Annotated in this window: 25 protein-coding genes; 12 read left to right on the top strand and 13 right to left on the bottom strand. The window is 71.0% G+C overall.

Going from position 1 to position 21,991, the window contains the following annotated elements:
• Positions 1 to 7: 7 nt before the first annotated feature.
• Complete coding sequence (locus ACP6CK_RS06360) at positions 8 to 1,078, bottom strand: isocitrate/isopropylmalate dehydrogenase family protein (protein WP_426958041.1); 1,071 nt, start codon at positions 1,076 to 1,078, stop codon at positions 8 to 10.
• 251 nt (positions 1,079 to 1,329) lie between these two features.
• Here ACP6CK_RS06360 and ACP6CK_RS06355 point away from each other — a divergent pair, with 251 nt between their 5' ends.
• The 4 genes from ACP6CK_RS06355 to ACP6CK_RS06340 are packed head-to-tail and all read left to right on the top strand — an operon-like array spanning position 1,330 to position 5,086.
• A complete protein-coding gene (locus ACP6CK_RS06355; RefSeq protein WP_426958040.1) occupies positions 1,330 to 3,045 on the top strand; it encodes an ABC transporter ATP-binding protein in 1,716 nt (571 codons plus the stop codon).
• A gap of 56 nt (positions 3,046 to 3,101) precedes the next feature.
• Positions 3,102 to 4,079, top strand: a complete 978-nt coding sequence (locus ACP6CK_RS06350) for a tripartite tricarboxylate transporter substrate binding protein (protein ID WP_426958039.1) — start codon at positions 3,102 to 3,104, stop codon at positions 4,077 to 4,079.
• A 4-nt stretch (positions 4,080 to 4,083) separates the two neighbouring features.
• Positions 4,084 to 4,734 carry an HD domain-containing protein gene (locus ACP6CK_RS06345; protein WP_426958038.1) on the top strand — a complete coding sequence of 217 codons (651 nt, stop codon included), beginning with the start codon at positions 4,084 to 4,086 and terminating at the stop codon, positions 4,732 to 4,734.
• A gap of 7 nt (positions 4,735 to 4,741) precedes the next feature.
• Positions 4,742 to 5,086: an Mpo1-like protein gene (locus tag ACP6CK_RS06340; RefSeq protein ID WP_426958037.1), complete on the top strand. Its 345-nt coding sequence runs from the start codon at positions 4,742 to 4,744 to the stop codon at positions 5,084 to 5,086.
• Positions 5,087 to 5,119: 33 nt separating this feature from the next.
• Here ACP6CK_RS06340 and ACP6CK_RS06335 read toward each other — a convergent pair whose 3' ends face one another.
• Both ACP6CK_RS06335 and ACP6CK_RS06330 read right to left on the bottom strand, forming a co-directional pair.
• On the bottom strand, positions 5,120 to 6,406 hold the full coding sequence (locus ACP6CK_RS06335; RefSeq protein WP_426958036.1) for an NCS2 family permease: 1,287 nt from the start codon (positions 6,404 to 6,406) through the stop codon (positions 5,120 to 5,122).
• Positions 6,407 to 6,478: 72 nt separating this feature from the next.
• The gene (locus tag ACP6CK_RS06330) at positions 6,479 to 7,066 is read right to left on the bottom strand and encodes a M35 family metallo-endopeptidase (RefSeq protein ID WP_426958035.1); all 588 of its coding nucleotides are present in this window, start codon (positions 7,064 to 7,066) and stop codon (positions 6,479 to 6,481) included.
• Between the two features lie 134 nt (positions 7,067 to 7,200).
• Here ACP6CK_RS06330 and araD point away from each other — a divergent pair, with 134 nt between their 5' ends.
• From araD to ACP6CK_RS06315, 3 genes are read left to right on the top strand one after another with little or no spacing between them, the layout of a single operon-like run.
• Positions 7,201 to 8,991, top strand: a complete 1,791-nt coding sequence (gene araD, locus ACP6CK_RS06325) for an L-arabinonate dehydratase (RefSeq protein WP_426958034.1) — start codon at positions 7,201 to 7,203, stop codon at positions 8,989 to 8,991.
• Between the two features lie 13 nt (positions 8,992 to 9,004).
• Positions 9,005 to 9,721, top strand: coding sequence for a ribonuclease activity regulator RraA (locus ACP6CK_RS06320; protein WP_426958033.1), 717 nt, complete (start codon positions 9,005 to 9,007; stop codon positions 9,719 to 9,721).
• 59 nt (positions 9,722 to 9,780) lie between these two features.
• The gene (locus tag ACP6CK_RS06315; RefSeq protein WP_426958032.1) at positions 9,781 to 10,866 is read left to right on the top strand and encodes an SMP-30/gluconolactonase/LRE family protein; all 1,086 of its coding nucleotides are present in this window, start codon (positions 9,781 to 9,783) and stop codon (positions 10,864 to 10,866) included.
• Positions 10,867 to 10,956: 90 nt separating this feature from the next.
• Here ACP6CK_RS06315 and ACP6CK_RS06310 read toward each other — a convergent pair whose 3' ends face one another.
• From ACP6CK_RS06310 to ACP6CK_RS06265, 10 genes are all read right to left on the bottom strand, one after another.
• On the bottom strand, positions 10,957 to 11,343 hold the full coding sequence (locus ACP6CK_RS06310) for a RidA family protein (RefSeq protein WP_426958031.1): 387 nt from the start codon (positions 11,341 to 11,343) through the stop codon (positions 10,957 to 10,959).
• A complete protein-coding gene (locus tag ACP6CK_RS06305) occupies positions 11,343 to 11,711 on the bottom strand; it encodes a hypothetical protein (protein WP_426958030.1) in 369 nt (122 codons plus the stop codon). The genes ACP6CK_RS06310 and ACP6CK_RS06305 overlap by 1 nt, the downstream gene beginning before the upstream one ends.
• Before the next feature lie 35 nt (positions 11,712 to 11,746).
• Positions 11,747 to 12,814 carry a M48 family metallopeptidase gene (locus tag ACP6CK_RS06300; RefSeq protein WP_426958029.1) on the bottom strand — a complete coding sequence of 356 codons (1,068 nt, stop codon included), beginning with the start codon at positions 12,812 to 12,814 and terminating at the stop codon, positions 11,747 to 11,749.
• 11 nt (positions 12,815 to 12,825) lie between these two features.
• Positions 12,826 to 13,383: a LemA family protein gene (locus ACP6CK_RS06295; protein WP_426958028.1), complete on the bottom strand. Its 558-nt coding sequence runs from the start codon at positions 13,381 to 13,383 to the stop codon at positions 12,826 to 12,828.
• Positions 13,384 to 13,627: 244 nt separating this feature from the next.
• Positions 13,628 to 13,930, bottom strand: a complete 303-nt coding sequence (locus ACP6CK_RS06290) for a hypothetical protein (RefSeq protein ID WP_426958027.1) — start codon at positions 13,928 to 13,930, stop codon at positions 13,628 to 13,630.
• Between the two features lie 190 nt (positions 13,931 to 14,120).
• Entirely contained in the window at positions 14,121 to 14,669 is a 549-nt protein-coding gene (locus tag ACP6CK_RS06285; RefSeq protein WP_426958026.1) for a GNAT family N-acetyltransferase, read from the bottom strand.
• Positions 14,670 to 14,791: 122 nt separating this feature from the next.
• A complete protein-coding gene (locus tag ACP6CK_RS06280) occupies positions 14,792 to 15,313 on the bottom strand; it encodes a CinA family protein (RefSeq protein ID WP_426958025.1) in 522 nt (173 codons plus the stop codon).
• A gap of 3 nt (positions 15,314 to 15,316) precedes the next feature.
• Positions 15,317 to 15,760 carry a phosphatidylglycerophosphatase A family protein gene (locus ACP6CK_RS06275; protein WP_426958024.1) on the bottom strand — a complete coding sequence of 148 codons (444 nt, stop codon included), beginning with the start codon at positions 15,758 to 15,760 and terminating at the stop codon, positions 15,317 to 15,319.
• Entirely contained in the window at positions 15,757 to 16,605 is an 849-nt protein-coding gene (locus tag ACP6CK_RS06270; protein ID WP_426958023.1) for an alpha/beta fold hydrolase, read from the bottom strand. The genes ACP6CK_RS06275 and ACP6CK_RS06270 overlap by 4 nt, the downstream gene beginning before the upstream one ends.
• Before the next feature lie 7 nt (positions 16,606 to 16,612).
• Positions 16,613 to 18,583 (bottom strand): transglycosylase SLT domain-containing protein, encoded by a 1,971-nt coding sequence (locus ACP6CK_RS06265; protein ID WP_426958022.1) that lies wholly within the window; start codon positions 18,581 to 18,583, stop codon positions 16,613 to 16,615.
• Between the two features lie 139 nt (positions 18,584 to 18,722).
• On the opposite strand from ACP6CK_RS06265, the gene dapA reads away from it, so the two are divergent.
• From dapA to ACP6CK_RS06240, 5 genes are all read left to right on the top strand, one after another.
• A complete protein-coding gene (gene dapA, locus ACP6CK_RS06260) occupies positions 18,723 to 19,601 on the top strand; it encodes a 4-hydroxy-tetrahydrodipicolinate synthase (protein WP_426958021.1) in 879 nt (292 codons plus the stop codon).
• 4 nt (positions 19,602 to 19,605) lie between these two features.
• Positions 19,606 to 20,091 carry an SsrA-binding protein SmpB gene (gene smpB, locus ACP6CK_RS06255; RefSeq protein WP_426958020.1) on the top strand — a complete coding sequence of 162 codons (486 nt, stop codon included), beginning with the start codon at positions 19,606 to 19,608 and terminating at the stop codon, positions 20,089 to 20,091.
• 56 nt (positions 20,092 to 20,147) lie between these two features.
• A complete protein-coding gene (locus tag ACP6CK_RS06250; RefSeq protein WP_426958019.1) occupies positions 20,148 to 20,729 on the top strand; it encodes a peptidoglycan-binding domain-containing protein in 582 nt (193 codons plus the stop codon).
• 106 nt (positions 20,730 to 20,835) lie between these two features.
• Positions 20,836 to 21,471: a peptidoglycan-binding domain-containing protein gene (locus ACP6CK_RS06245; RefSeq protein WP_426958018.1), complete on the top strand. Its 636-nt coding sequence runs from the start codon at positions 20,836 to 20,838 to the stop codon at positions 21,469 to 21,471.
• A 54-nt stretch (positions 21,472 to 21,525) separates the two neighbouring features.
• Positions 21,526 to 21,990, top strand: a complete 465-nt coding sequence (locus tag ACP6CK_RS06240; RefSeq protein WP_426958017.1) for a DUF417 family protein — start codon at positions 21,526 to 21,528, stop codon at positions 21,988 to 21,990.
• Position 21,991: the final 1 nt, after the last annotated feature.

Here is a 21,991-nt window from a genome sequence, read left to right as displayed (position 1 = left end):
AGGGCGGTCAGCCCGGCGCGTCCTCGATGAAGCGGCAGAGCGCGTCCGCCACCGCCTCCGTGCCGGCCGTCCCGCCCATGTCGCCCGTGCGGGTCTCCGGCCGGGCCACCGCGCGATCCACCGCCCGGTTCACCGCCTCCGCTGCCGCTGCAAAGGCATTGCTGCCGCCCTTCGTCCCGAGATGCTCCAGCAGGAGCGCGGCGGAGAGGATAAGGCCGAGCGGATTCGCGATGCCCCGCCCGGCGATGTCGGGCGCCGACCCGTGGCCCGCATTGGCGGCCGCGTGTCCTTCCCCGAGGTTCAGCGCCGACGCGATGCCGAGACTTCCCGCAAGTGCATTCGCCAGGTTCGACAGGATGTCGCCGAACATGTTCGTCGTCAGGATGACGTCGAAGGCCTCCGGGCGCGTGTAGATCTCGGCGGCCATCGCATCCACGTCGATCTCGCGGAGCGTAATGTCCGGGTGCTGCTCCGCGACCGCGTTCACCTCCCGCATGAAGAGCCCGTCCGTGACCTGCAGCACGTGTCGCTTGCCGACCATGGTGACGTGCTTGCGGCGGGTGGCGGCGATGCGGAAAGCGGCCTCCGCGATGCGGCGGGAGGCGCGAGCGGTGATCAGGCGCACGGACATCGCGACGTCGGGCGTCGGCATGAACTCGCCATAGCCCTGGAAGAGAGAGCGGTCCGCGTAGAAGCCCTCCGTGTTCTCCCGGACGATGACGCAATCCAGGCCCGGATGCGCCTTTGGCACGCCGGGACGGGAGCGGGCCGGGCGGATGTTGGCGTAGAGCTCCAGCTTCTTGCGGATGGTGCCGGGAATGTTGATCCCGCCCTCCGACACCGGCGGGTAGAGCGTCATGCCGCCCGGGCCGAGGAGGATGCCGTCCGCCCGACGCACCGCCTCCATCGCGGCCTCGGGCAGGGTGGTGCCAAGGCGGCGATGCGCCGCCATGCCGACCTCGTGCTCGTCGAACTCCAGCCCGAGGGCGTAGCGGGCATCGGCCGCCCGCAGCACGCGCAGCGCGGCCGCGGTGATCTCGGGGCCGATATCGTCCCCCGGCAGCACGGCGATCCTCATCCATTTCCCCCTTCAAGGCGGCGCAGGCTATGGCGCGGGGAAGGGCCCGGCAATCTCCGTCCAACCGGCCGTCGATGCGCCCGGCGCGCCCTAACGGAGCGAAGCTCCGGCATTGACCGCAATAAGCGCCACCATGCCGGCTCCTTCTGGCATGGCGGACCGAACTGCCGGCGCTGGATCACCGCGGCGAATGAAGGCCGGCGCCGCCTCGGGGCGGGCGTGGCGCCGCGGGCCGTGATAAGGGCCAGCGCATGCTCCGGTCCTTCCTCACCTACTATCGCCCGCATCGGCGGCTCTTCCTGCTCGATTTCGGCTGCGCCGTGCTGTCCGGGGTACTCGAACTCGGCTTTCCGGTCGCCGTGCAGGCCTTCGTGGATCGCCTGCTCCCGGGCGGCGACTCTGGGCTGATCGTGCTGGCCGCCGCCGCGCTCCTCGCGGCCTACCTCCTGAACACCGTCCTGATGGCGGTCGTGACTTACTGGGGCCACATGCTCGGCATCAACATCGAGACGGAGATGCGACGCCGGGCTTTCGCGCATCTCCAGAAGCTCTCCTTCTCCTTCTACGATAACCAGAAAACGGGCCACCTAGTCGGCCGCCTGACAAAGGACCTGGAGGAGATCGGGGAGGTGGCCCATCACGGGCCGGAGGACCTCTTCATCGCGGTCATGACCTTCCTGGGCGCCTTCGCCCTGATGTGGATGGTCAGCCCGAACCTCGCCCTGCTGGCCATGCTGGTCCTGCCCCTCACGGTTTTCATCACCGCCCGCTACGGCACGCGGATGACCGAGAACTGGCGCGCCCTCTTCGGCCGCGTCGGCCGCTTCAATGCCCGGATCGAGGAGAATGTCGGCGGCATCCGCGTCGTCCAGGCCTTCGCGAACGAGGCGCATGAGAGGGATCTCTTCGCCGAGGACAACCAGCGCTACCGCCGAACGAAGCTCGACGCCTACCGGATCATGGCCGCCAGCATCTCCCTCAACTACCTGGGGATGCGACTGACGCAGATGGTGGTCATGGTGGCCGGCGCCTGGCTCGTCCTGCGCGGGGAGCTGACGGCGGGCGGCTTCGTCGGCTTCCTCCTGCTCATCAACGTCTCCTTCCGCCCGGTGGAGAAGATCAACGCGGTCATCGAGACCTATCCGAAGGGCATCGCCGGCTTCCGCCGCTACCTCGAGCTCCTCGCGACCGAGCCGGACATCGTGGACCGCCCCGACGCCCGCTCAGTCGGACGCCTGCGCGGCGAGATCCGCTACGATGGGGTCGCCTTCGGCTACGCGCCGGACCGGCCGGTGCTGCGCGGGGTGGCGCTGACGATCCGAGCGGGCGAGACGGTCGCCTTCGTCGGCCCCTCCGGCGCGGGCAAGACGACGCTCCTCTCCCTGCTGCCCCGCTTCTACGAGGTGACGGAGGGGCGGATCACCGTGGACGGATTGGACATCCGCGACATGACCCTCGCCTCCCTGCGCGGGAATATCGGGATCGTGCAGCAGGACGTGTTCCTCTTCGGTGGCACGATGCGGGAGAACATCGCCTATGGCCGCCTCGGCGCGTCCGACGCGGAGATCGAGGATGCGGCGCGCCGCGCCCGGCTGGACGCGGTGATCGCGGCGCTGCCGGATGGGCTGGACACGGTGGTCGGGGAGCGCGGCGTGAAGCTCTCCGGCGGGCAGAAGCAGCGCCTGGCCATCGCCCGCATCTTCCTGCGCAACCCGCCCATCCTCATCCTCGACGAGGCGACGAGCGCCCTGGACACCGAGACGGAGCGGGCGATCCAGGCTTCCCTCGCGGAGCTGTCCCTGGGCCGGACCACGCTCGTCATCGCCCACCGGCTGGCGACGATCCGGGACGCCGACCGCATCGTGGTGGTGGATGCCGGCGGCATTGTGGAGCAGGGACGTCACGCCGAACTCGTCACGGCCGGCGGCGCCTATGGGCGGCTCCACGCCGCCCAGGCGGCGGTCTGACGCGCTGGACAGCCCGTCCGGCGGGTGGTTGTGTGGCCGGGAAGGGGACGTTCGCGATGCGCTGGACGCGACGATCAACCGCTGCGGCGCTGGCGGCAGGGCTGTTACGGCCCGCCGCGGCCCAGGACGCCGGCCGCTTCCCGGACCGGCCCATCCGCATGGTCGTGCCCTTCGCGGCCGGTGGCGCGGCGGACCTCGTCGCGCGGCTGGTGGCGCAGGGCATGTCCGACAACCTCCGGCAGCCGGTCGTGGTGGACAACCGGGGCGGCAGCGGCGGCGTGATCGGCTCCGATCTCGTCGCCAAGGCGGCGCCGGACGGGCACACGATCGTCTTCCACACCCTGTCCTCGGCGGTGCTCAACGCCGCGCTCTACCGCTCCATGCCCTTCGACACGCGGCGCGCCTTCGCGCCGGTCTCTCTCGTGGGGACGGTGCCGAACCTCGTCGTCGTGGGGGCGCGCTTCCCGGCCCGGACCCTGGCGGAATTCCTCGCGCTGCTGCGCGCGAATCCCGGACGACACACCTATGCCTCCTCCGGCGCTGGCACGATCCTTCATCTGTCCGCGCACATGCTCTGCACCCAGGCCGGGGTGAACGCGACGCACGTGCCATACCGGGGCGCCGGTCCGGCCCTCAACGACCTGGTGGCGGGCGTGGTGGACTTCATGGTGGACACCATGCCGACGGACCTGCCCTTCGTGCGGGACGGCACGCTCCGGGCGCTGGCCATCTCCACCCGCGCGCGCAGCCCGGCCCTGCCGGAGGTGCCGACCGCGGCCGAGGCCGGCCTGCCGGGCTTCGAGACCTACAACTGGCACGCCGTCTACGGCGTGGCCGGAACGCCCCCCGCCATCCTGGCCCGGCTGGAGCGCGCGGCGCGGGAGGCCGTGTCGTCCGAGGCCCTGGGTGGGCGTCTACGCGAGCTCGGCGTGGACACGGCCGGATCGACGGCCGCCGAGCTGGAGCGGTTCTGGGACGAGCAGATTGCGCAATGGGTGCCGGTGGTCCGGTCCTCCGGCGCCACGGCGGAGTGAGAGCATGTTCGCGAGGGAAAGCGACGCGGTGATGGCGCGGCTGACGCCGGCCCTGCGGGAGCAGGTGCGGGCCGAGCTGCCAGAGGTGGCGGAGATCCGAGACCCCGACCTTCAGGAGAGGGTCGTCAGCGCCTGGTGCCTCGCCCTCGCGCGCAGCAGCTACAATTCGATCAAGGAGATCCCGCCGGAGGGCAACCCGGGCTCCATGCGGCGGATCCGCGGTGACCAGACGGACCACATTCGCGGCGTTACGCGGCTGGCCATCGTGATGGCCGACGAGCTGGCCGCCTCCAACCCCGACCTGACCGTGGACCGGGACATCGTGGTGGCGGGCGGGCTCTGTCACGACGTTGGCAAGCCCTGGGAATTCGACCCGGAGAACCGCAAGCGGTGGGAGGGCGCGCCGCGCGCCAACGGCCTTCCTTCCATGCGGCATCCGGCCTACGGCGCCCATCTCTGCCTGATGGTCGGCCTGCCGGAGGCCGTGGCGCATATCGCCGCCGCCCACTCCGGAGAGGGTGAGCTGCTGGTGCGCAGCCTGGAGAACACGATCGTGCACACCGCCGATATCGGCTACTGGTCCATGATGCTGGCGGGCGGGGTGATCGATCCCGGAACGGTGGCCGGCAAGTACAAGCGCCCCCTGAGCCTCTGACCCCGCCATGGCCCAGCGCATCGCGACGTACGAGGAGTTCTGGCCCTATTACCTTCGGGAGCACGCGGACCCGCTGACCCGGCGCGTCCATGTGCTGGGTACGCTGCTGGGGATCGGCCTGTTCCTGGCCGGGCTCGTGACGATGCGGTGGTGGCTGATGCCCGCGGGGATCGTCTCCGGCTACCTCTTCGCCTGGGTCAGCCACATGACGATCGAGCGGAACCGGCCCGCCACCTTCAGCCACCCGCTCTGGTCGCTCGGCTCCGACCTTCGGATGGCCTGGCTGTTCCTCACCGGCCGTCTGGAGGAGGAACTGCGCCGCGCCGGGGTGGACCCCACCGCCCGGCGCTGAGACGAAGGGGATCGGGGCGCACCGCCCGGGCGGTCAGCCCAGCGCGAACTTGATCGCGGAGAGAGCGGCGATCAGCCAGACCGCCCCGTGCACCTCGCCCGCGCGTCCGGCCACGGTCTTGATGGCCGCAAAGGCGATGAAGCCCAGCCCGATCCCCGTCGCGATGGAGAAGGTGAAGGGCATCGCGATGGCGCCGAGGATGGCCGGCAGGTACTCGGTCGAGTCCTCCCACGCCAGGTCCTTCAGGGAGTGCGCCATGAGGCAAGCGACGAAGATCAGGGCCGGCGCCGTCGCGAAGGCCGGGATCGAGGTCGCCAGCGGGGCCAGGAACAGCGCCAGCAGGAAAAGCACCGCGACCGTCAGCGCGGTGAGCCCCGTCCGCCCGCCGGCCTGGATGCCCGCCGCGCTCTCGATGTAGCTGACGGTCGTGGAGGTGCCGAGCGTCGCGCCGATCATTGCGCCGCCGCTGTCGGCCATCAGCGCCCGCCCGAGCCGCGGGACCGAACCGTCCGGCCGCATCAGCCCGGCCCGGTGCGTGGTGGCGATCAGCGTGCCCGCATTGTCCAGCAGGTCCACCATGAAGAAGGTGAAGACGATGCTGGCGACCCCCAGTGAGAGGGCGCCGGCGATGTCCATCTGCAGGAAGGTGGGCGCGAGGGAGGGCGGGACGGAGACGATCCCGGTGAACCGCGTCAGCCCGAAGGGGATTCCCGCCAGAGCCGTCACCAGGATGCCGATCACAATCGCTCCTGGCATGTTCCGCGCCACCAGCCCCGCGATCAGCACGAAGCCCGCGCAGCCCAGCAGCACCGGCGCGGAGGCGATCGGCCCCATCGCCACGAAGGTCGCGGGATGCGCCACCACCAGCCCGAGGTTCTTCAGCCCGATCAGCCCGAGGAAGAGGCCGATCCCCGCCGCGATCCCGAGCTTGAGGGAGAGCGGGATGCCATTGATCAGCCACTCCCGGAACCCGACGAGCGACACGAGGAAGAAGATCACGCCCGAGAGGAACACCGCCCCCAGCGCCACCTGCCAGGAGATGCCCATGCCGCCGACCACGGCGAAGGCGAAGAAGGCGTTCAGCCCCATCCCCGGCGCGAGCGCGATGGGGTAGTTCGCTAGGAAGGCCATCAGCGCCGATCCGATCGCCGCCGCGAGGCAGGTGGCCACGAAGGCCGCGCCCTGGTCGATTCCTGCGGCCGCCATCATCCCCGGGTTCACCGCGACGATGTAGGCCATCGTCAGGAAGGTGGTCAGGCCCGCCAGGATTTCCGTGCGGATCGTCGTGCCGTTCTCGGTCAGCCGGAAGAATTGGTCCAAGACGGGGTCTCCTCTCGCCGCGCCGGAAGGTTCCCGTGGCGTGGCGATGGAGGCAAGATCCGGACCGGCCCCTCAGCGCGGCAGCAGCTCCACGAAGTACTCGTAGTTATCGGCATTCGCGACCGCCCGCTCCGGCCGCTCCCGCGCCAGCTGGCGGGAGGCGTTCGGCCCATAGGCCACGTCTCCCGTGCCCGCCGTGAGGTGGGACACCTCGTGCACCACCACGCCGAAGCGCGCGTCCCGGCCGGCCGTGCGGCTGCGGAAGAAGGCCGGGCAGAAGTTGATCTCGCGCGTCCTCCGGTTGGCGGTCGCGAAGGCCGTGCGGCAGCGCGTGGCGGTGGCGTCGCAGCCCATCGGCGGCCGGGTGTCCAGCCGCAGCCCGACCAGGATCAGCCGCAGTCGCTTGTGCACGACCCGGCGCTTGCCCTCGCCAAACCAGGTGCGGACATGGGGATCGAGCGGCCGGGTGTTCAGGAAGTCGATCGCATCCCGCGTGCGGCGCTCCGCCTCCTCGAAGGCCTCCCGCACGACCTGCCGTTGGTCCGCGGTGCAGACGCCCGGCGCGCCGCCCTGGGCCTGCGCATCCCGGGGCGTGGCCACGGCGAAGAGGGCGAGACCCAGCAGCAAGCCAGGGGGGAGGGAGCGTCGCCCGGTCGTCATGGGCTTCCTTTCGGCCGTTTCGGACGCGCCAGCATCCTCGCGCCGGCCGCTCTCCGCCACCCCGCCCGGCCGTTGCGCCCCCTGCCGAGAGGTGGTGTCCTGCCCCCCGACGTCCTGAGCCCTGGAGGAAACGCATGCCTGATCCCAACCTGCCTCCCCAGGGGCTGGAGGCCGGCCACGGCGACTCCGCCCCTAGCCGGAAGACCGCCGCCGAGTTCCGCTCCGCCCGCTGGTTCGGCCCCGCCGACCTCCGCTCCTTCGGCCACCGCTCCCGCGCCATGCAGATGGGCTACGCGCCAGAGGAGTGGACGGGGCGGCCGGTCATCGCGATCGTGAACACCTGGTCCGACCTCCAGCCCTGCCACATGCACTTCAAGAGCCGGGTGGACGACGTGAAGCGCGGCATCCTGATGGCCGGCGGCTTCCCGGTGGAGCTGCCCGCCATCTCGGTGAGCGAGAGCTACGTCAAGCCGACCACCATGATGTACCGCAACATGCTCGCCATGGAGACGGAGGAGCTGCTGCGCTCCCACCCCGTGGACGGCGCTGTGCTGATGGGCGGCTGTGACAAGTCCACCCCCGGCTTGCTGCTGGGCGCGACCAGCATGAACATCCCCGCGATCTTCCTGCCCGCCGGCCCGATGCTGCGCGGCAACTGGCAGGGCAAGACGCTCGGCTCCGGCTCCGACGCGTGGAAGTACTGGGACGAGCTGCGCGCCGGGAAGATCACCGACCAGGACTGGCTGGGCGTGGAGGGCGGCATCGCCCGCTCCTACGGCACCTGCATGACCATGGGCACCGCCAGCACCATGACCGCCATCGCGGAGGCGGTGGGCATGGTCCTGCCCGGTGGCTCTTCCGTCCCCGCCGCCGATGCGGGGCATATCCGGCTGGCCTCTGAATCCGGCCGCCGCATCGTCGAGATGGTCTGGGAGGACCTGACGCCGCGGAAGATCCAGACGAAGGCGGCCTATGGCAACGCGATCGCCGTCGCCATGGCGATGGGCTGCTCCACCAACGCCATCATCCACCTGATCGCGATGGCCCGCCGCGCCGGCCAGGACATCGGCCTGGACGACTTCGAGCGCTATTCCCGCAAGGTGCCGGTGATCGGCAATGTCCGCCCCTCCGGTAACCAGTACCTGATGGAGGACTTCTTCTACGCCGGCGGCATCAAGGGCCTGATGGGCCGCATCCGCGAGCACCTCGACCTCTCCTGCGTCACCGTCACCGGCAAGACCATCGGCGAGAACATCGAGGGCGCCCGCGTCTTCAACGACGACGTGATCCGCAGCACCGAGAACCCGATCTACGGGGAGGGTTCGCTGGCCGTGCTGAAGGGCAACCTCGCGCCCGATGGCTGCGTCATCAAGCCCGCCGCGATGGACCAGAAGTTCCTGAAGCACACGGGCCCCGCCGTCGTCTTCGACAGCTACCCCGAGATGAAGAAGGCAGTGGACAACGAGGACTGGGACATCACCGCGGACCACGTGATGGTGCTCCGCAACGCCGGGCCGCAGGGCGGGCCGGGGATGCCGGAATGGGGCATGCTGCCCATGCCGAAGAAGCTGCTGAAGGAGGGGCATCGCGACATGCTCCGCATGTCCGATGCCCGCATGTCGGGCACCTCCTACGGCGCCTGCGTGCTGCACGTCGCGCCGGAATCCTGGGTCGGCGGCCCGCTCGCCCTGCTGAAGAACGGCGACATGGTCACGATCGACGTGGACGCCCGCACCATCAACATGGACGTGTCCGAGGAGGAGCTGGCCGCCCGCCGCGCCGCCTGGAAGGCGCCCGAGCCCCGCTACGAGCGCGGCTACGGCTTCATGTTCACGAAGCACATCCAGCAGGCGAACGAGGGCTGCGACTTCGACTTCCTGCGCACCGAGTTCGGCGCGCCTGTCCCCGAGCCCGCGATCTACTAGGAGGCACGCCAAGATGCCGATGAACCCCGACACCCGTGAGAAGCTGAAGGGCGTCTCCACGGCGACGCTCGCCACCGCCCTCTACAAGCGCGGCTTCCGCAACCAGTTCATCCAGAACGTGCAGCCCCTGCGCGTCCGTTCGGAGAGCATGGTGGGGGAGGCCTTCACCCTCCGCTACATGCCGGCGCGGGAGGACCTGAACAAGCTGGACGTCTTCCGCGACCCCTCCCACCCGCAGCGAAAGGCGGTGGAGGAATGCCCGCCCGGCGCGGTCATGGTGATGGACAGCCGCAAGGACGCGCGCGCCGCCTCGGCCGGTGGCATCCTCGTCACCCGGCTGATGGTGCGCGGCGTGGCGGGGGTGGTGACGGATGGCGGATTCCGCGACGCAGCCGACATCGCGGCGATGGACATCCCAGCGTACCACCAGCGCCCCTCCGCCCCCACCAATCTGACGCTGAACCAGGCCATCGACATCAACGTCCCGATCGGCTGCGGTGACGCCCCGGTGTTCCCCGGGGACGTGGTGGTGGGCGACGGCGACGGCGTCATCATCATCCCCGCCCACCTGGCCGACGAGATCGCGGCCGAGGCGGTCGAGATGACGGCCTATGAGGATTTCGTGCAGGAGCGCGTGCGCGGCGGGCAGTCCATCCGCGGACTCTATCCCGCCACCGACGAAACCAACCTCGCCACCTTCGCCGCCTGGCGGAAGGAAAAGGGTCGGTGATGCCCACCTAGCAGCAACACGGGCGGGAGCACCCCGCCCAGAGGGAGGAACGAGAGAGCATGGCGACCACACGACGTGGGCTGCTGGCGGCAGGCGCCGCCGGCGGCCTTCTTGCGGCCGGCGGGGCAGGCGCGCAGTCCTTCCCCTTCACGCCGAACCAGCGCTACCCCGATCCGGCGGTGCAGATCCTCGATCCCGCCTTCGCCCGCTACCGAATCTACAGCAGCACGGTGGAGCAGGTGGGCACGGGCTACCGCTGGGCCGAGGGACCGGCCTATTTCCCGGACGGCGGCTACCTCCTGTTCAGCGACATCCCGAACAACCGCATCATGAAGTACGACGAGCGCACGAATACGGTCAGCGTGTTCCGGGAGGGCGCGAACTACGCCAACGGCAACGCGCGTGACCGCCAGGGCCGGCTGGTGACCTGCGAGCACTCCGTCACCCGCCGCATCACCCGCACCGAGCGCGATGGTTCCATCACGGTGCTGGCGGATCGGTTCGAGGGGAAGCGGCTGAACGCCCCGAACGACATCGTGGTGCGCTCCGACGACACGATCTGGTTCACGGACCCCACCTTCGGCATCGGCGGAGAGTGGGAGGGCAGCCGCGCCACGCCGGAACAGGCCACCACCAACGTCTATCGCCTGACGCCGGACGGCCGCCTGAGCGCCGTCATCACCGACCTCCTCAACCCCAACGGCCTCGCCTTCTCCCCGGATGAGCGGAAGCTCTATGTCGTGGAATGGCGCGGCACGCCCAACCGCAGCATCTGGAGCTACGACGTGGCCCAGGACGGCACGGTCGGGAACAAGACGAAGGTCATCGACGCCGCCGACCAGGGCGCGCTGGACGGCTTTCGCGTGGACCGGGACGGCAACCTCTGGTGCGGCTGGGGCAGCAACGGCGCGCTGGAGTCAGAGCCGCGCGAGGTGAACGGACGCCGCGTCTATCACTTGCGCGGCCGGTCCGAGGACCTGGACGGCGTGATGGTCTTCAACCCGCAGGGACGGCCGCTCGCCCATATCCGCCTGCCCGAGCGGTGCGCCAATCTCTGCTTCGGCGGACCGAAGGGCAATCGCCTCTACATGACCGCCTGCCACTCGCTTTACGCCTTCTACGTGGAGGCGCACGGGGCGGTGTAGGGCCGCTCCGTGGTCCCCAGGCCCTCGCGGGACCTGGGGACCATCTCCGAGGCCGCGGCGTGGTCGACCGCGGGCCCGGGTACACCTCGTTCAGCTCAGATCGACCACGCACTCGATCTCGATCAGCATCTCGGGATTTGGCAGGGCCGCGACGACGCAGGTCGTGCGGGCCGGATAAGGTGCCGGCCCGAGCGCCTCGCCATAGAGGCGGTTCATCTCCGCCACGTCGTCCGCGCGGATGAGGTAGACGTTGGCCTTCACGATCCGCCGCGTGTCCGCCCCGGCTGCGGCCAGGACCTCGTGAAGGGTGCGGATCACCTCGCGGAACTGGGCCGGGAAATCCCCCAGCGCCAGCTTCCCCTCCGTGTCGTAGCCCGGCAGCCCAGACACGAAGAGCAGGTTCCCGACCCGCGCCGCGTAGGACAGCGGCGGGATCGTCCGCGGCCCCGGGGGCGCGGGAAAGTGCTGGATCGCCATTACTGCGCGGGCGGCGGGGCGACGGGCAGGGCGGCCGTGTAGGGCTCGATCCGCAGGGAGTCCGCCCGCAGGATCGCGACCCGGCGCGTGGTGCCGAAGCGGGTGGAGCCGTCCGGCGCCCGGCCCACGACGTACTGCCACGCCGTCACCTGCCCGTCGGCGACGAGCTTGCGCGCGACACGCTCCGCAGGGTCGCCGCTGCCGAGCGCGTCCAGCTCGGCGCGGGTGAAGCCGATCGTCACCTCGTCGCGCGCGGTGACCACGCGGAAGAGGCGAACCGGCGCCTCCTGCGCCACGGCCGTGGCGACCCGCAACAGGGGCGCGCCGAGGACGGCGGACAGCGCGAAGCGCCGGGGAAGGGGGGACATGATTCTCTCCTGTCTTGTATGGTCGTGGGTGCGGGTCAGGATGACGGACGCAGCCAGGGTCCTCCGGCCGCCACTGGCGCGCCCCAGGGGCCGCCTGCCGTCACGGGTCCAGAGGTTGCGGCGCGGGGCGCCGCCGCCGGGACGGTGGCCGGACTCTCGGGAAGCACGCCGGCAACACGGCCGCCGGCATGGCGGACGAGCGCCTCGATGCGCTGCTCCACGCGGGGATGCGTGGCGTGAAGGCGGAACCAGCCCTCCTCCTCCGGCCAGTCGAGCATCATCGCTTGCACCTGTCCGGGAAGTCCGTGCATCTCCGACCGCCCCGACACCTTGCGAAGGGCCGAGATCATCGCGTCGGGATCGCGCGTCATCTGCACGGCCCCCGCGTCCGCCAGGAATTCCCGCTGCCGCGACAGGGCGAAGCGCAGCGCGACCGCCAGCACGCCGGAGAGCACCACCAGCAGGAGGCCGAGCAGCATCGCCGGCCCGTTGCCGCGCGAATCCCGGGCCGAGAAGCGCACCCGTCCGAAGAGATCGGCCACCAGCGACAGGATGCCGGCAAAGATCGCGGCGATCACGCCGAGACGCGCATCACCGTTGCGGATGTGGGACAGCTCATGCGCGAGCACCGCGGAGAGCTCCCGGTCATCCAGCGCGTCCATCAGCCCGCGGGTGACCGTCACCGCCCCCGTGTCACGCGACAGCCCCGATGCGTAGGCGTTCAGCGCCTCGCTCTCGATGATACCGAGGCGCGGCACGCTCATCCCGCGCGAGATGCACAACTCTTCCGCCAGCCGCCAGAGCCGCGGCTCCTCCTCCCGCGCCGCCGCGCCGCCACCCGTCGCGCGGTCGAGGATGCGCTGGTGAAAGATCCAGGCGATCAGGAACCAGGTCGCGCTGAGAACTGAGGCAAGCCCGACGATTACCGGCAGATTGCGCGCCGCGCGCTGCACCGAGTCCGTAAGGTCATAGCCGTCGGCGAAGATCAGCGCGATGCCGAAGCACATCATGCCGAGCAGGACGGGAAAGCCGAGAAGCAGCAGCACCGACCGGAGCGCCGTGTTCCAGGCATGGGTGCTGAGACCCTTCGTGCCGAGCGCCACGACACGCCTCCCTAGAAGGACACGGCCGGGACGGCGTGCGCCGCTGCGCGCTCACGGTCCTCCAGCTCGAAGAAGCCGCGCTCATGGAAGCCGACCGCGCCGGCGAAGAAGACGTTCGGGATCGACTGGATAGCCGCGTTGTACTCGGCCACGGCGTTGTTGAAGAAGCGCCGGGCTGCCGCGATCTTGTCCTCGATCGTGCCGAGCTGTCCTTGCAGGTTCAGGAAGTTCGCGTTGGCCTTCAGCTCGGGATAGGATTCCGAGAGGGCGAAGAGTCGCCCGAGCGCACCGGAGAGCTGCGCCTCCGCACCCGCGGCCGCCTCGGGTCCTCGCGCCGACAGCGCGGCGTTCCGCGCGCGGATGACATCGTCGAAGGTCCCGCGCTCATGCGTCGCGTAGCCCTTCACCGTCTCGACGAGGTTGGGCACGAGGTCGTGGCGCTGCTTCAACTGCACGTCCACGTCCGACCACGCCTGACCCGCGGTCTGCCGCAGGGCCACCATGCGGTTGTAGGCGACGATCAGCCACAGCAGGATCAACGCGGCGATCCCGAGCAGAACCCAGAGCATGCAATCACCTCTCGAACGCCGCGGACGCTAGCGCGGCGCGGGGAGGTGGCCCAAGGATCAGCGTGTCACGTCCGTCACACCCGACGGCATACGGTGCAGTCTCGCTTCGAAGCGCGCGTCGTTCCCGGTGCATTCGTGCCGGCGACGGCGGCAGAGAAGGCAGCGAGCGCTCGCCCGGCCCCGACGATGGGCAGGGCCCTCAGTCACGCCGGATGAACCCCACTGCCCTCGATGACCGGATCGTTCAGCGCCAGCGCACGGGCACCATCACGTCCTGCTCGCGGCCCCAACGCCCCTTCAGGGTCACGGTGAGCGCCCACTGGCGCGTGCCGGTATCGTAGCTCGGCGGGTCCTCGGCGCGCCCCGTGGCACGCAACTGCTGACCGACGGCCTCGGCCACCACGTCCCAGCGATCCCGGCCCGGCGACACGAGCACCGCGTGCTCCTGGCCCTTCAGGATGTACCAGACCGGCACCGCATCCAGGCGGCCGGCCGTGACCGGCGGGCGGATGGAGGCGATCTCAACGCCGTGCATCGCAGACATCATCGCGCGGGCTCCTCTTGATGAAGCGGAGTATCCGCGCACCAGCTTACGAAAACGTGAAAAGTATTAAGTGCACGCCCTCCACCAGTCCGGGGCCTGAACCGACCGCCGATGGACGACGATCGGTGCTAGCGGCGAGTCCTGCGAGACGGCGGTGCAGCAGGCCCAGGCGGCATGACGAACCCCAGGCGTGCTACTCGCCCAACAAGGCGTCGAGCGCCTGGTCCGCCAGACGGTAATAGGTCCGCCCGATCACCTGCCCGCCGCACCGTCCGTACAGCCGCAGCGCGGTGAGGTTCTCTGAGTCGGCCGTCCAGTCGAGCGCGCAGAACCCGCCCTCCCGAACCATCTCCGCTGCGGCCTTCACGAGGGCCTGCCCGACGCCCCGTCGCCGGGACCGGGAGGAAACATAGAGATCGCGAATGTAGAGGGACCGCCGCAGTTCGGCTGCCGGCAGCATCACGTTCAGGATGCATGACCCGGCCAGGGCTCCTCCGCTGAAGGCCAGAAGCGTTCGCGGATTGAAGCCCTCCGGTGGCAGCGAGCAGAGCAACCGCGCCGTATCGAGCGCGACGGAGGGCGTAACGGGCGCGCCGTAATGACCCTGCATCTCGGAGAGAAGAAGCGCGAGCGCCGTCTCATCCGGTGGAGCCGCCGCACGAACCGAGACGGCCACCTCAGCCTCTCCCGCCAGCAGCCCGGCCCGAACGCCCTTGTTCTCGGCGCCGCGGATCGAACTCATTCCTGAATGCCTCCTGCCTGACGTGCACGGCCTCACCAGTGAAGCAACGCATCTCAAGGCCACCCGTATCGCGTGTGACTACTCCGTCGTCTCGCGCCCAGCGGGCAAAAATTTTACGGGTGTCAATCTTTAGAGAGCTGTGATGTATCAGGCGCACACCCGACCAGGTCCGCGGCCATGGCCAGCGCGATCTCCACCGTTGCCGCGCGCACGGCACCGCGGTCACCGGGCAGCACCACACGTCGGACCTGTCTCGGACCGTCACGCCGGGCCGCACCGATGAAGACCAGCCCGACCGGCTTGTCCGCCGTTCCGCCGCCAGGTCCCGCGATTCCCGTGGTGGACAGGGCCAGATCGCTACCGGAGGCGCGCAGCGCGCCGTCGGCCATCGCCCGCGCGCACTCCTCGGAAACGGCACCGACCCGGGAAAGAACGCTTTCCGGCACGCCCAGGACCGCCGTCTTCGTCGCGTTCGCGTAGGTGACGAATCCGCCCAACACGCAGTCGGACGAGCCGGGAACAGCGGTCAGCGCCGCGGCGACGAGGCCGCCGGTGCAGGATTCCGCCGTGGCCACCGTCAGGTGACGGGCGCGGAGCGCGTCCAGCAGCGCCGCCGCCTGGGCAAGGACCTCATCGCTCAGCACGGATCACCCTGCCCAGCCGGCCGCACGCGCCGCCAGCAGCACGATCCCGGCAAAGAACCCGGCCAGCACGTCGTCGAGCATCACGCCGAGCGCTCCTCCCATCCGGTCGGCACGGCCCACCGGTCCGGGCTTCAGGATATCCATCGCGCGGAACAGCGCGAAAGCCGCCAGCACCGAAACAACCCCCGCCCCTGCGGGGAGGCAGGCCAGGGCGAGGCACTGCCCGGCCGCCTCGTCCACCACCACCCAGCCCGGATCGTCCTGCGCCGCCGGGAGCCGCGACAGCGCCCAGAGCCCGGCCAGGGTGAAGGCGATCGCGAGGGCGAGGCACCACCAGGGTCCGAGCAGGACCGCCGGCAGCACGACGGCCGATCCCACCGTGCCCGGTGCCGGCCGCAGCCGCCCGACCCCGCCGAGGGTCGCGACCAGCCAGGCCAGCCGGGTCAAGGGATCGCGCCGAGGAAGGCGTCCATCCGCGCCGCCACCGCGGGTTCGCCCAGCGTCGGCGCGTGGCCCGCACCGGGCAGGGTGACCACCTCCAGATCCGGCTTGTCCCGCACCATGGCGCGCATGGTCGCGGCGGAGAGGATCTCGCTCCTCTCCCCCCAGACGAGCATCGTCGGCACCGGGCGCAGGCCGCGGAAGACGGGCCCGAAGTCGCCGCCGGCGCCGTCTCCCTCCATCGCCTGGACGATGCGCGTGTCCCAGCGCGGGTGGAATCGACCATCCTCCCCGCGGCGGTAGGTGAGGTCCGCGAAGCGAAGCCACGCCGCCTCGTCCGGCAACGGCAGCCGCGGCATGACGCTCCGGATGTAGGGCACTGCGTCATCGAGAGAGGCGAAGCCCGGATCGTTCCCGGCGAACCGGGTCACGACATCCAGCCCGTCTGATTCCACCCGCGGCCCGATGTCGTTCAGCACGACGCCCCGCAGCATCGACGGCCGCGCCAGCGACAGGAACATCGCCATCAGCCCGCCGAAGGAGGTGCCGACCACCACAGCACGCGGGAGGTGCAGCGCGGCGCAGGCGTCCAGGATGTCCGCCAGCGCCCGCTCCGGCCGGTAGCGCGACACGTCGGGTGCGCGCGCGCTGTCGCCATGGCCCATGTAATCCAGCGCCACGACGCGGCGGCGCCCGGCATGACGCTCCGCCAGCCCCTCGTAGTCCCGCGCCGTCCGGCAGATGCCGGTCAGGCAGAGGATCGGCGTACGGGACGGATCGCCAGCCCAGTCCAGCGCCGCCAGAATCAGCCCGTCCCGAGCGGGGACGCGGCGCTCCATCACGCTGATCACGGGCGGCTCAGCGCGCCGTCATCCAGCGGGCCAGCGGATAGTCCAGCCCCGCCGCCGCATCGTCCCGCGCGCGATAGACCATCATGTTCTCCACCACCCGCTGCACGTAGTTCCGCGTCTCGGTGAAGGGGATCAGCTCGATCCAGTCGATCATGTCCACCCCCCCCTCTCCGGGCTGCCCATAGGTGGACAACCACTCCTGCACCCGGTTCGGCCCGGCGTTGTAGGCCGCCGCCGCGAGCGCGACATTCCCGCCGAAGCGAGTCATCTGGTCCGCCAGGTACTGCGAGCCCAGACGGATGTTGTGGATGGGGTCGGTGGTCAGCCAGCCCGGCTGATGCGCCACGCCGACCCGCCGCGCGACCATCGCCGCGGTCGCGGGCAACAGCTGCATCAGCCCCCGCGCATTCGCGGACGACACGGCTTCAGGGTCGAAGTTGCTCTCCTGCCGGGAGATCGCGTTGACGATCGCCGGCTCCAGCACCGAAGCCGGGGTGGGGTAGGGGGTGGGCCAGCCCTCCGGCAGCAGCATCACGCCATCCGCCCCAGCCCGCCGCGCCACCCAAACCGCGTTGTCCGGCCGCCCGAGGGTCGTCGCGAGGCGCGCGATCAGCACCCGGTCTTGCGGATCGGGCGAGAGGTCCTCCATCCGCAGCAGGAAGATCCGCGCCCGCCGGTTGTCGCCGAGGTCGTTCAGCGCCACCACCGCCATCACGAGTTCCCGGTCGAGGAAAAGCCGCGTCGCCTCGGCGGTGGGCTGGGGCGGCACGATGGCGCGGATGCGCGCCGAGAGCCGCGCCGTGTCCTCTCCCAGCGCCAGCGCCCCGAGTTGCCCGTAGAAGGCGGTGCCGAGCAGCGCCGCCTCGCCGTAATGCTGCCTCGCCCGGGCGCCGTCCCCGGCGGCGCGCCCCTGCCAATAGGCGGAGCGCGCGCGGGTGATGACGCTGGCGGCGTTGTCGCCCACCAGGGCGAAGTGCCGCGCCGCGGTGGAGGGCTCGTTCAGCCGCCGCAGCGCGATCCAGCCGGCCAGGAACTCCGCCTCCTGCCGCGCCTCGCCGCCGGTGGCGCCGTGCCCGGCCGCCACCTCGTAGGCCAGCCGATCCTCGCCTTGGCGCAGCAGCTTCCGGACAAGGATCTGCCGCTCCGTCCAGATTGCCCGCTGCGCCTCGGCCGGAAGGTCCCGCTGGAGGGGCGTCGCGCGGGCCCAGGCCGCCGCCGCGTCACGGTCCTGCTCCCGCCGCCGGAACTGCCGCGCGCTCTCCGCCAACAGCCCGAGGTCGTCGGTGCCGGCCCCCGGCGATGCCTGCTCCGAGGCCAGCGCCAGCCGCGCATCCGCCAGCCCCCGCCGGCTCGGGTCCACCCAGGGCGCCGCGCGGGACGCCCCGGCCATGTCTCGCGCCAGGAAGAGGCGATCGAAGCGGCGCCAGCGGTCCTCGGGCGTCAGGACGGCCGCGTTGCGCTCGGCGAAGCCCGACTCAGCCCCCGCATCCCCCAGCCCGCCGGCCCAGGCAGCCCGCAGGACCGTCGCCGCCTGGGATGCGGCATTGCCGCGGTTCAGCGCGTCCGCGTGGCGTTGCGCCCCGTCCAGGGTGCGCGCCGGGTTGAGGGCGAAATGCGCCAGCACCCGCTGGTCGTCCGGATCGGAGGCCAGCGCCTCCTCCGCCCGGCGGGCCATGGTCTCGGGCAGCGGCCAGTCAGGGTTCGCGGCCAGCCAGGCCACCAGCTCCGCCGAGCTCCCCTGGCCCCGCGCCTGCAACCGCAGCCAGGTCACGATCTTCCGGACCAGCGGATCGGCCCGCTCGGCCGCCGCCGCCGCCTCCGCGTGGCGCTGCCCGTTGGCGAAGCCGAGCGCCGCGCGCCCGGCCTGCTTCATGGCATCCCCGGCCCAGGGCTGCGCCCGGGCCGGCTGGGCCGCGGCGATCGGCGCCGCGAGGAGGACGATCAGGCCCGCCAGGGCGGGGAGGGGAAGCCGTCGCATGGGCGCTGGTTCTACCCCAGCCTTGGCGACCTGTCCCGCCGCCCTTGTTCCGGCGCCGCCCACCGCGTAAGCGGGGCGGTGCTGGCACCCGGGGCATCCGCACCCCACATCAGCCCGCCCCGCCCACAGGAACCGCCCGATGTTCAAGGGTTCGCTCGTCGCCCTCATCACCCCCATGACCCAGGACGGCGCCCTCGACGAGCGCGCGTTCCAGGATTTCGTCGCGTGGCAGGTGAAAGAGGGCACGCAGGGCCTGATCCCCGTCGGCACCACCGGCGAGAGCCCGACCCTGTCCCACGCGGAGCACCACCGCGTCGTGGAGCTCTGCGTCGAGGCCGCGGGGGGCAAGGTGCCGGTCATCGCCGGCACCGGCTCGAACAGCACCTCCGAGGCGATCGAGCTGACCCGCCACGCGAAGGCCGCCGGGGCCGACGCCGCGCTGGTCGTCACGCCCTACTACAACAAGCCGACGCAGGAGGGGCTCTACCTCCATTTCACCGCCATCGCGGACGCCGTGGACCTGCCGGTCATCATCTACAACATCCCCCCGCGCTCCGTGATCGACATGAGCGTGGAGACGATGGCGCGGCTCGCGAAGCACCCGAACATCGTCGGCGTGAAGGACGCGACCGCGAACCTGACGCGCCCGCTGCATACCCGCGCGGCCTGCGGCACGGATTTCTGCCAGTTGAGCGGCGAGGACCACACCGCGCTCGCCTTCCTCGCGGCCGGCGGCGTCGGCTGCATCTCCGTCACCGCCAACATCGCCCCGCGCCTCTGCCGGGACATGCATGATGCCTGGGCCGATGGTCGCGTGGCCGATGCGATGGCCGTGCAGGACCGTCTCGTCCCCGTGCACGACGCGATGTTCTGCGAGACGTCCCCCGGGCCGGTGAAGTATGCCGCCTCCCTCCTCGGCAAGGCGAGCGACCATTGCCGCCTGCCCATGGCCCCCATCTCCGCTGCCAGCAAGGACCGCGTCCGCGCCGCCCTGACCGGCGCGGGACTGCTGAACTGAGACCATGGCCGAACCCCGCAAGAAGGGCCTCATCAGCCACGGCGTCGCCAGCCAGAATCGCAAGGCCCGCTTCGATTACAAGATCAACGAGACGGTCGAGGCCGGCATCGTGCTCGTGGGCCCGGAGGTGAAGTCCCTCCGCGCCGGCCGCGCCACCCTGGCGGAAGCCTGGGCCGGCGAGCGCGACGGCGAGATGTGGATCTTCAACCTCTACATCCCGGAATGGCAGGCCGGCAGCGTCGTCGCGAAGTTCGAGCCGCGCCGTCCCCGCAAGCTCCTGCTCCACCGCAAACAGGCGGAAGCCCTGGCCGGCGCCGTCTCGCGGGAGGGCGCGACCCTCGTGCCGCTCGACATTCACTTCAACGAGCGCGGCGTGGCCAAGGTCACGCTCGGCCTGGCCGAAGGCAAGACGAAGGCCGACAAGCGCCAGGCGATCGCGGAGCGCGACTGGAAGCGGGACAAGGCCCGGGTCATGCGAGACAAGGGCTGACGCCGAAACCACCGGCGCCCGCCCGAGTTGACGGTTCGAAACCGGAGGACCGCCCGATGACCGGCCGCGCCGCCCTTCTTGCCGCCCTTGCCGCCGTTCCCCTCCTGGCCGCGCCGGCGCGCGCCCAGCCGGAGCCCGGCCTGAACTTCGTCCAACCCTTGGGAACGGCCGGGATCACCATCGTCCAGGACCGTCTGCGCGGCGCCGGCGCCTATACCGGCCGTGTGGACGGAATCTGGGGTCCTGACAGCCAGCAGGCGCTGGAGCGCTTCCAGCAGCGCAACGGGTTGCAGGTCACCGGCCAACTCAACCCCGCCACCGCCGCGACCCTGCGGGTCAGCCCGGCCGACCTGCTCGGCGCCCCGCCAGCCCCGCCCGCCGCTGTGGCAGTCCCCGTCCCGGCGCCCCCGCCGCCCGAGGCGCCGCTCAGCATCGTCGCCGTCCGCAACATTCAGGAATCGCTCCGGGTCCTCGGCTTCTACCGGGAAGGGGTGGACGGCATCTGGGGTCCCTCCACCCAGGCCGCCATCGAGCGGTTCCAGCAGGGCAGGGGCCTGCAGGTGAACGGCCAGATCACGCCGGCCACTGCCCAGGCCCTCGGCCTCGACCCCAACAACCTGGAAGTGCCCCGTCGCTGAACGACGCGGCCGCGGCGCCCCCACCCCGCCCAGGGATGGCCATGCTTCGGCCGCAAGCCGGCGACATCAGGCCGTCCTGATCTGCCGGACACGGAGAAGGCCCTCTATGATGATCTCGCGCGCTGCCCTGCTGGCTGGCCTGGCGATCGCCGGCCTCGCATTCCCCGCCGCGGCCCAGCCGGGCCCGAACCTTACCTACACTCACGTCCTCACCCCGTCCGCCATCGCCGTGGTGCAGGAGCGCCTGCGCAGCACGGGCGACTACACGGGCAGCGCCGACGGAGTCTGGAGCGCGGACAGCCAGCAGGCTCTGGAGCGCTTCCAGCAGCGCAGCGGCCTTCAGACGACCGGCCAGATCAACCCGGCCACGGCCGCGACGCTGCGACTGAACCCGCAGGACCTGCTCGGCGTACCGGGGCCCACCTCCGCCGCGATCCCGAGCATGCCGCCGCTTCCGCCGGTCAGCCTCTCGACGCCGTCCACGGCGCTGCCGTCAGCCCCGAGCCCGGTCACACCCGCCGTGACGACTCTCAGCGCGGCCGCGATCCGCAACATCCAGTGGCGTCTGCGCGGCCTCGGCCTCTATGGCGGCTTCGTGGACGGCGTCTGGGGGCCGGCCACCCAGGGCGCGATCCTGCGGCTGCAGCAGGCGCGAGGCCTTCAGGTGACAGGCCAGCTGAACATCAGCACGGCGCAGGCCCTCGGCCTCGACCCGGACAATCTCGAGCGCACGGGCGGCTGAGGGGCCGTATCCTCCGCGCCGGGTGGCGCGAATTGGGCGGGAGAGGACCCGCCCATGCCCGCGCTGCCCGCCACCTTCATCCAGTCCCGCCTCGACCTCCACCTGATCCGGTGGAGCCTCGTCGGCATCTTCCTCGGCTTCGGCTTCACCAAGTGGTTCGAGTACGAGGCCCGCGCCCTCGTGCCCCTGATCGCAAACAGCCCGCTCCTCTCCTGGCTGCACGGTGCCTTCGGCATCCGCGGCGCGTCCTACGCCCTCGGCATCGCGGAGACGGCAACGGGACTGCTGCTGGCCGCCGGCTCCGCGTCCGCGCGCGCCGGACTGGCCGGCGCGCTGCTCTCCTGCGCCACCTTCGCCGTGACCAGCTCGCTGCTGCTGACCACGCCCGGGGTCTTCGAGGGGAGCGTCGGCCCGCCGGCCCTCGGCGGAGCCGGAGCCTTCCTCGTCAAGGACATCGTCCTCCTCGCGGCCTCCTTCACGCTGCTGCGCGAAGCGGCGGAGCGGTTCGCCCGCACTTGAC

It is taken from the genome of Muricoccus radiodurans (assembly GCF_050154705.1).
Classification (GTDB): domain Bacteria; phylum Pseudomonadota; class Alphaproteobacteria; order Acetobacterales; family Acetobacteraceae; genus Roseomonas; species Roseomonas radiodurans.
The sequence above is the reverse complement of the archived record's forward strand: the minus strand, read 5'-3'. Positions and strand labels throughout refer to the sequence as shown.

Coding starts and splice junctions, on each gene's coding strand:
- ACP6CK_RS06310 (WP_426958031.1), bottom strand. CDS start 11,343: ATGGCGATCCAGCACTTTCCCGCGCCCCCGGGGCCGCGGACGATCCCG.
- dapA (WP_426958021.1), top strand. CDS start 18,723: ATGTTCAAGGGTTCGCTCGTCGCCCTCATCACCCCCATGACCCAGGAC.
- ACP6CK_RS06315 (WP_426958032.1), top strand. CDS start 9,781: ATGGCGACCACACGACGTGGGCTGCTGGCGGCAGGCGCCGCCGGCGGC.
- smpB (WP_426958020.1), top strand. CDS start 19,606: ATGGCCGAACCCCGCAAGAAGGGCCTCATCAGCCACGGCGTCGCCAGC.
- ACP6CK_RS06250 (WP_426958019.1), top strand. CDS start 20,148: ATGACCGGCCGCGCCGCCCTTCTTGCCGCCCTTGCCGCCGTTCCCCTC.
- ACP6CK_RS06345 (WP_426958038.1), top strand. CDS start 4,084: ATGTTCGCGAGGGAAAGCGACGCGGTGATGGCGCGGCTGACGCCGGCC.
- ACP6CK_RS06355 (WP_426958040.1), top strand. CDS start 1,330: ATGCTCCGGTCCTTCCTCACCTACTATCGCCCGCATCGGCGGCTCTTC.
- ACP6CK_RS06290 (WP_426958027.1), bottom strand. CDS start 13,930: ATGATGTCTGCGATGCACGGCGTTGAGATCGCCTCCATCCGCCCGCCG.
- ACP6CK_RS06305 (WP_426958030.1), bottom strand. CDS start 11,711: ATGTCCCCCCTTCCCCGGCGCTTCGCGCTGTCCGCCGTCCTCGGCGCG.
- ACP6CK_RS06285 (WP_426958026.1), bottom strand. CDS start 14,669: ATGAGTTCGATCCGCGGCGCCGAGAACAAGGGCGTTCGGGCCGGGCTG.
- araD (WP_426958034.1), top strand. CDS start 7,201: ATGCCTGATCCCAACCTGCCTCCCCAGGGGCTGGAGGCCGGCCACGGC.
- ACP6CK_RS06360 (WP_426958041.1), bottom strand. CDS start 1,078: ATGAGGATCGCCGTGCTGCCGGGGGACGATATCGGCCCCGAGATCACC.
- ACP6CK_RS06340 (WP_426958037.1), top strand. CDS start 4,742: ATGGCCCAGCGCATCGCGACGTACGAGGAGTTCTGGCCCTATTACCTT.
- ACP6CK_RS06245 (WP_426958018.1), top strand. CDS start 20,836: ATGATGATCTCGCGCGCTGCCCTGCTGGCTGGCCTGGCGATCGCCGGC.
- ACP6CK_RS06240 (WP_426958017.1), top strand. CDS start 21,526: ATGCCCGCGCTGCCCGCCACCTTCATCCAGTCCCGCCTCGACCTCCAC.
- ACP6CK_RS06350 (WP_426958039.1), top strand. CDS start 3,102: ATGCGCTGGACGCGACGATCAACCGCTGCGGCGCTGGCGGCAGGGCTG.
- ACP6CK_RS06320 (WP_426958033.1), top strand. CDS start 9,005: ATGCCGATGAACCCCGACACCCGTGAGAAGCTGAAGGGCGTCTCCACG.
- ACP6CK_RS06295 (WP_426958028.1), bottom strand. CDS start 13,383: ATGCTCTGGGTTCTGCTCGGGATCGCCGCGTTGATCCTGCTGTGGCTG.
- ACP6CK_RS06330 (WP_426958035.1), bottom strand. CDS start 7,066: ATGACGACCGGGCGACGCTCCCTCCCCCCTGGCTTGCTGCTGGGTCTC.
- ACP6CK_RS06265 (WP_426958022.1), bottom strand. CDS start 18,583: ATGCGACGGCTTCCCCTCCCCGCCCTGGCGGGCCTGATCGTCCTCCTC.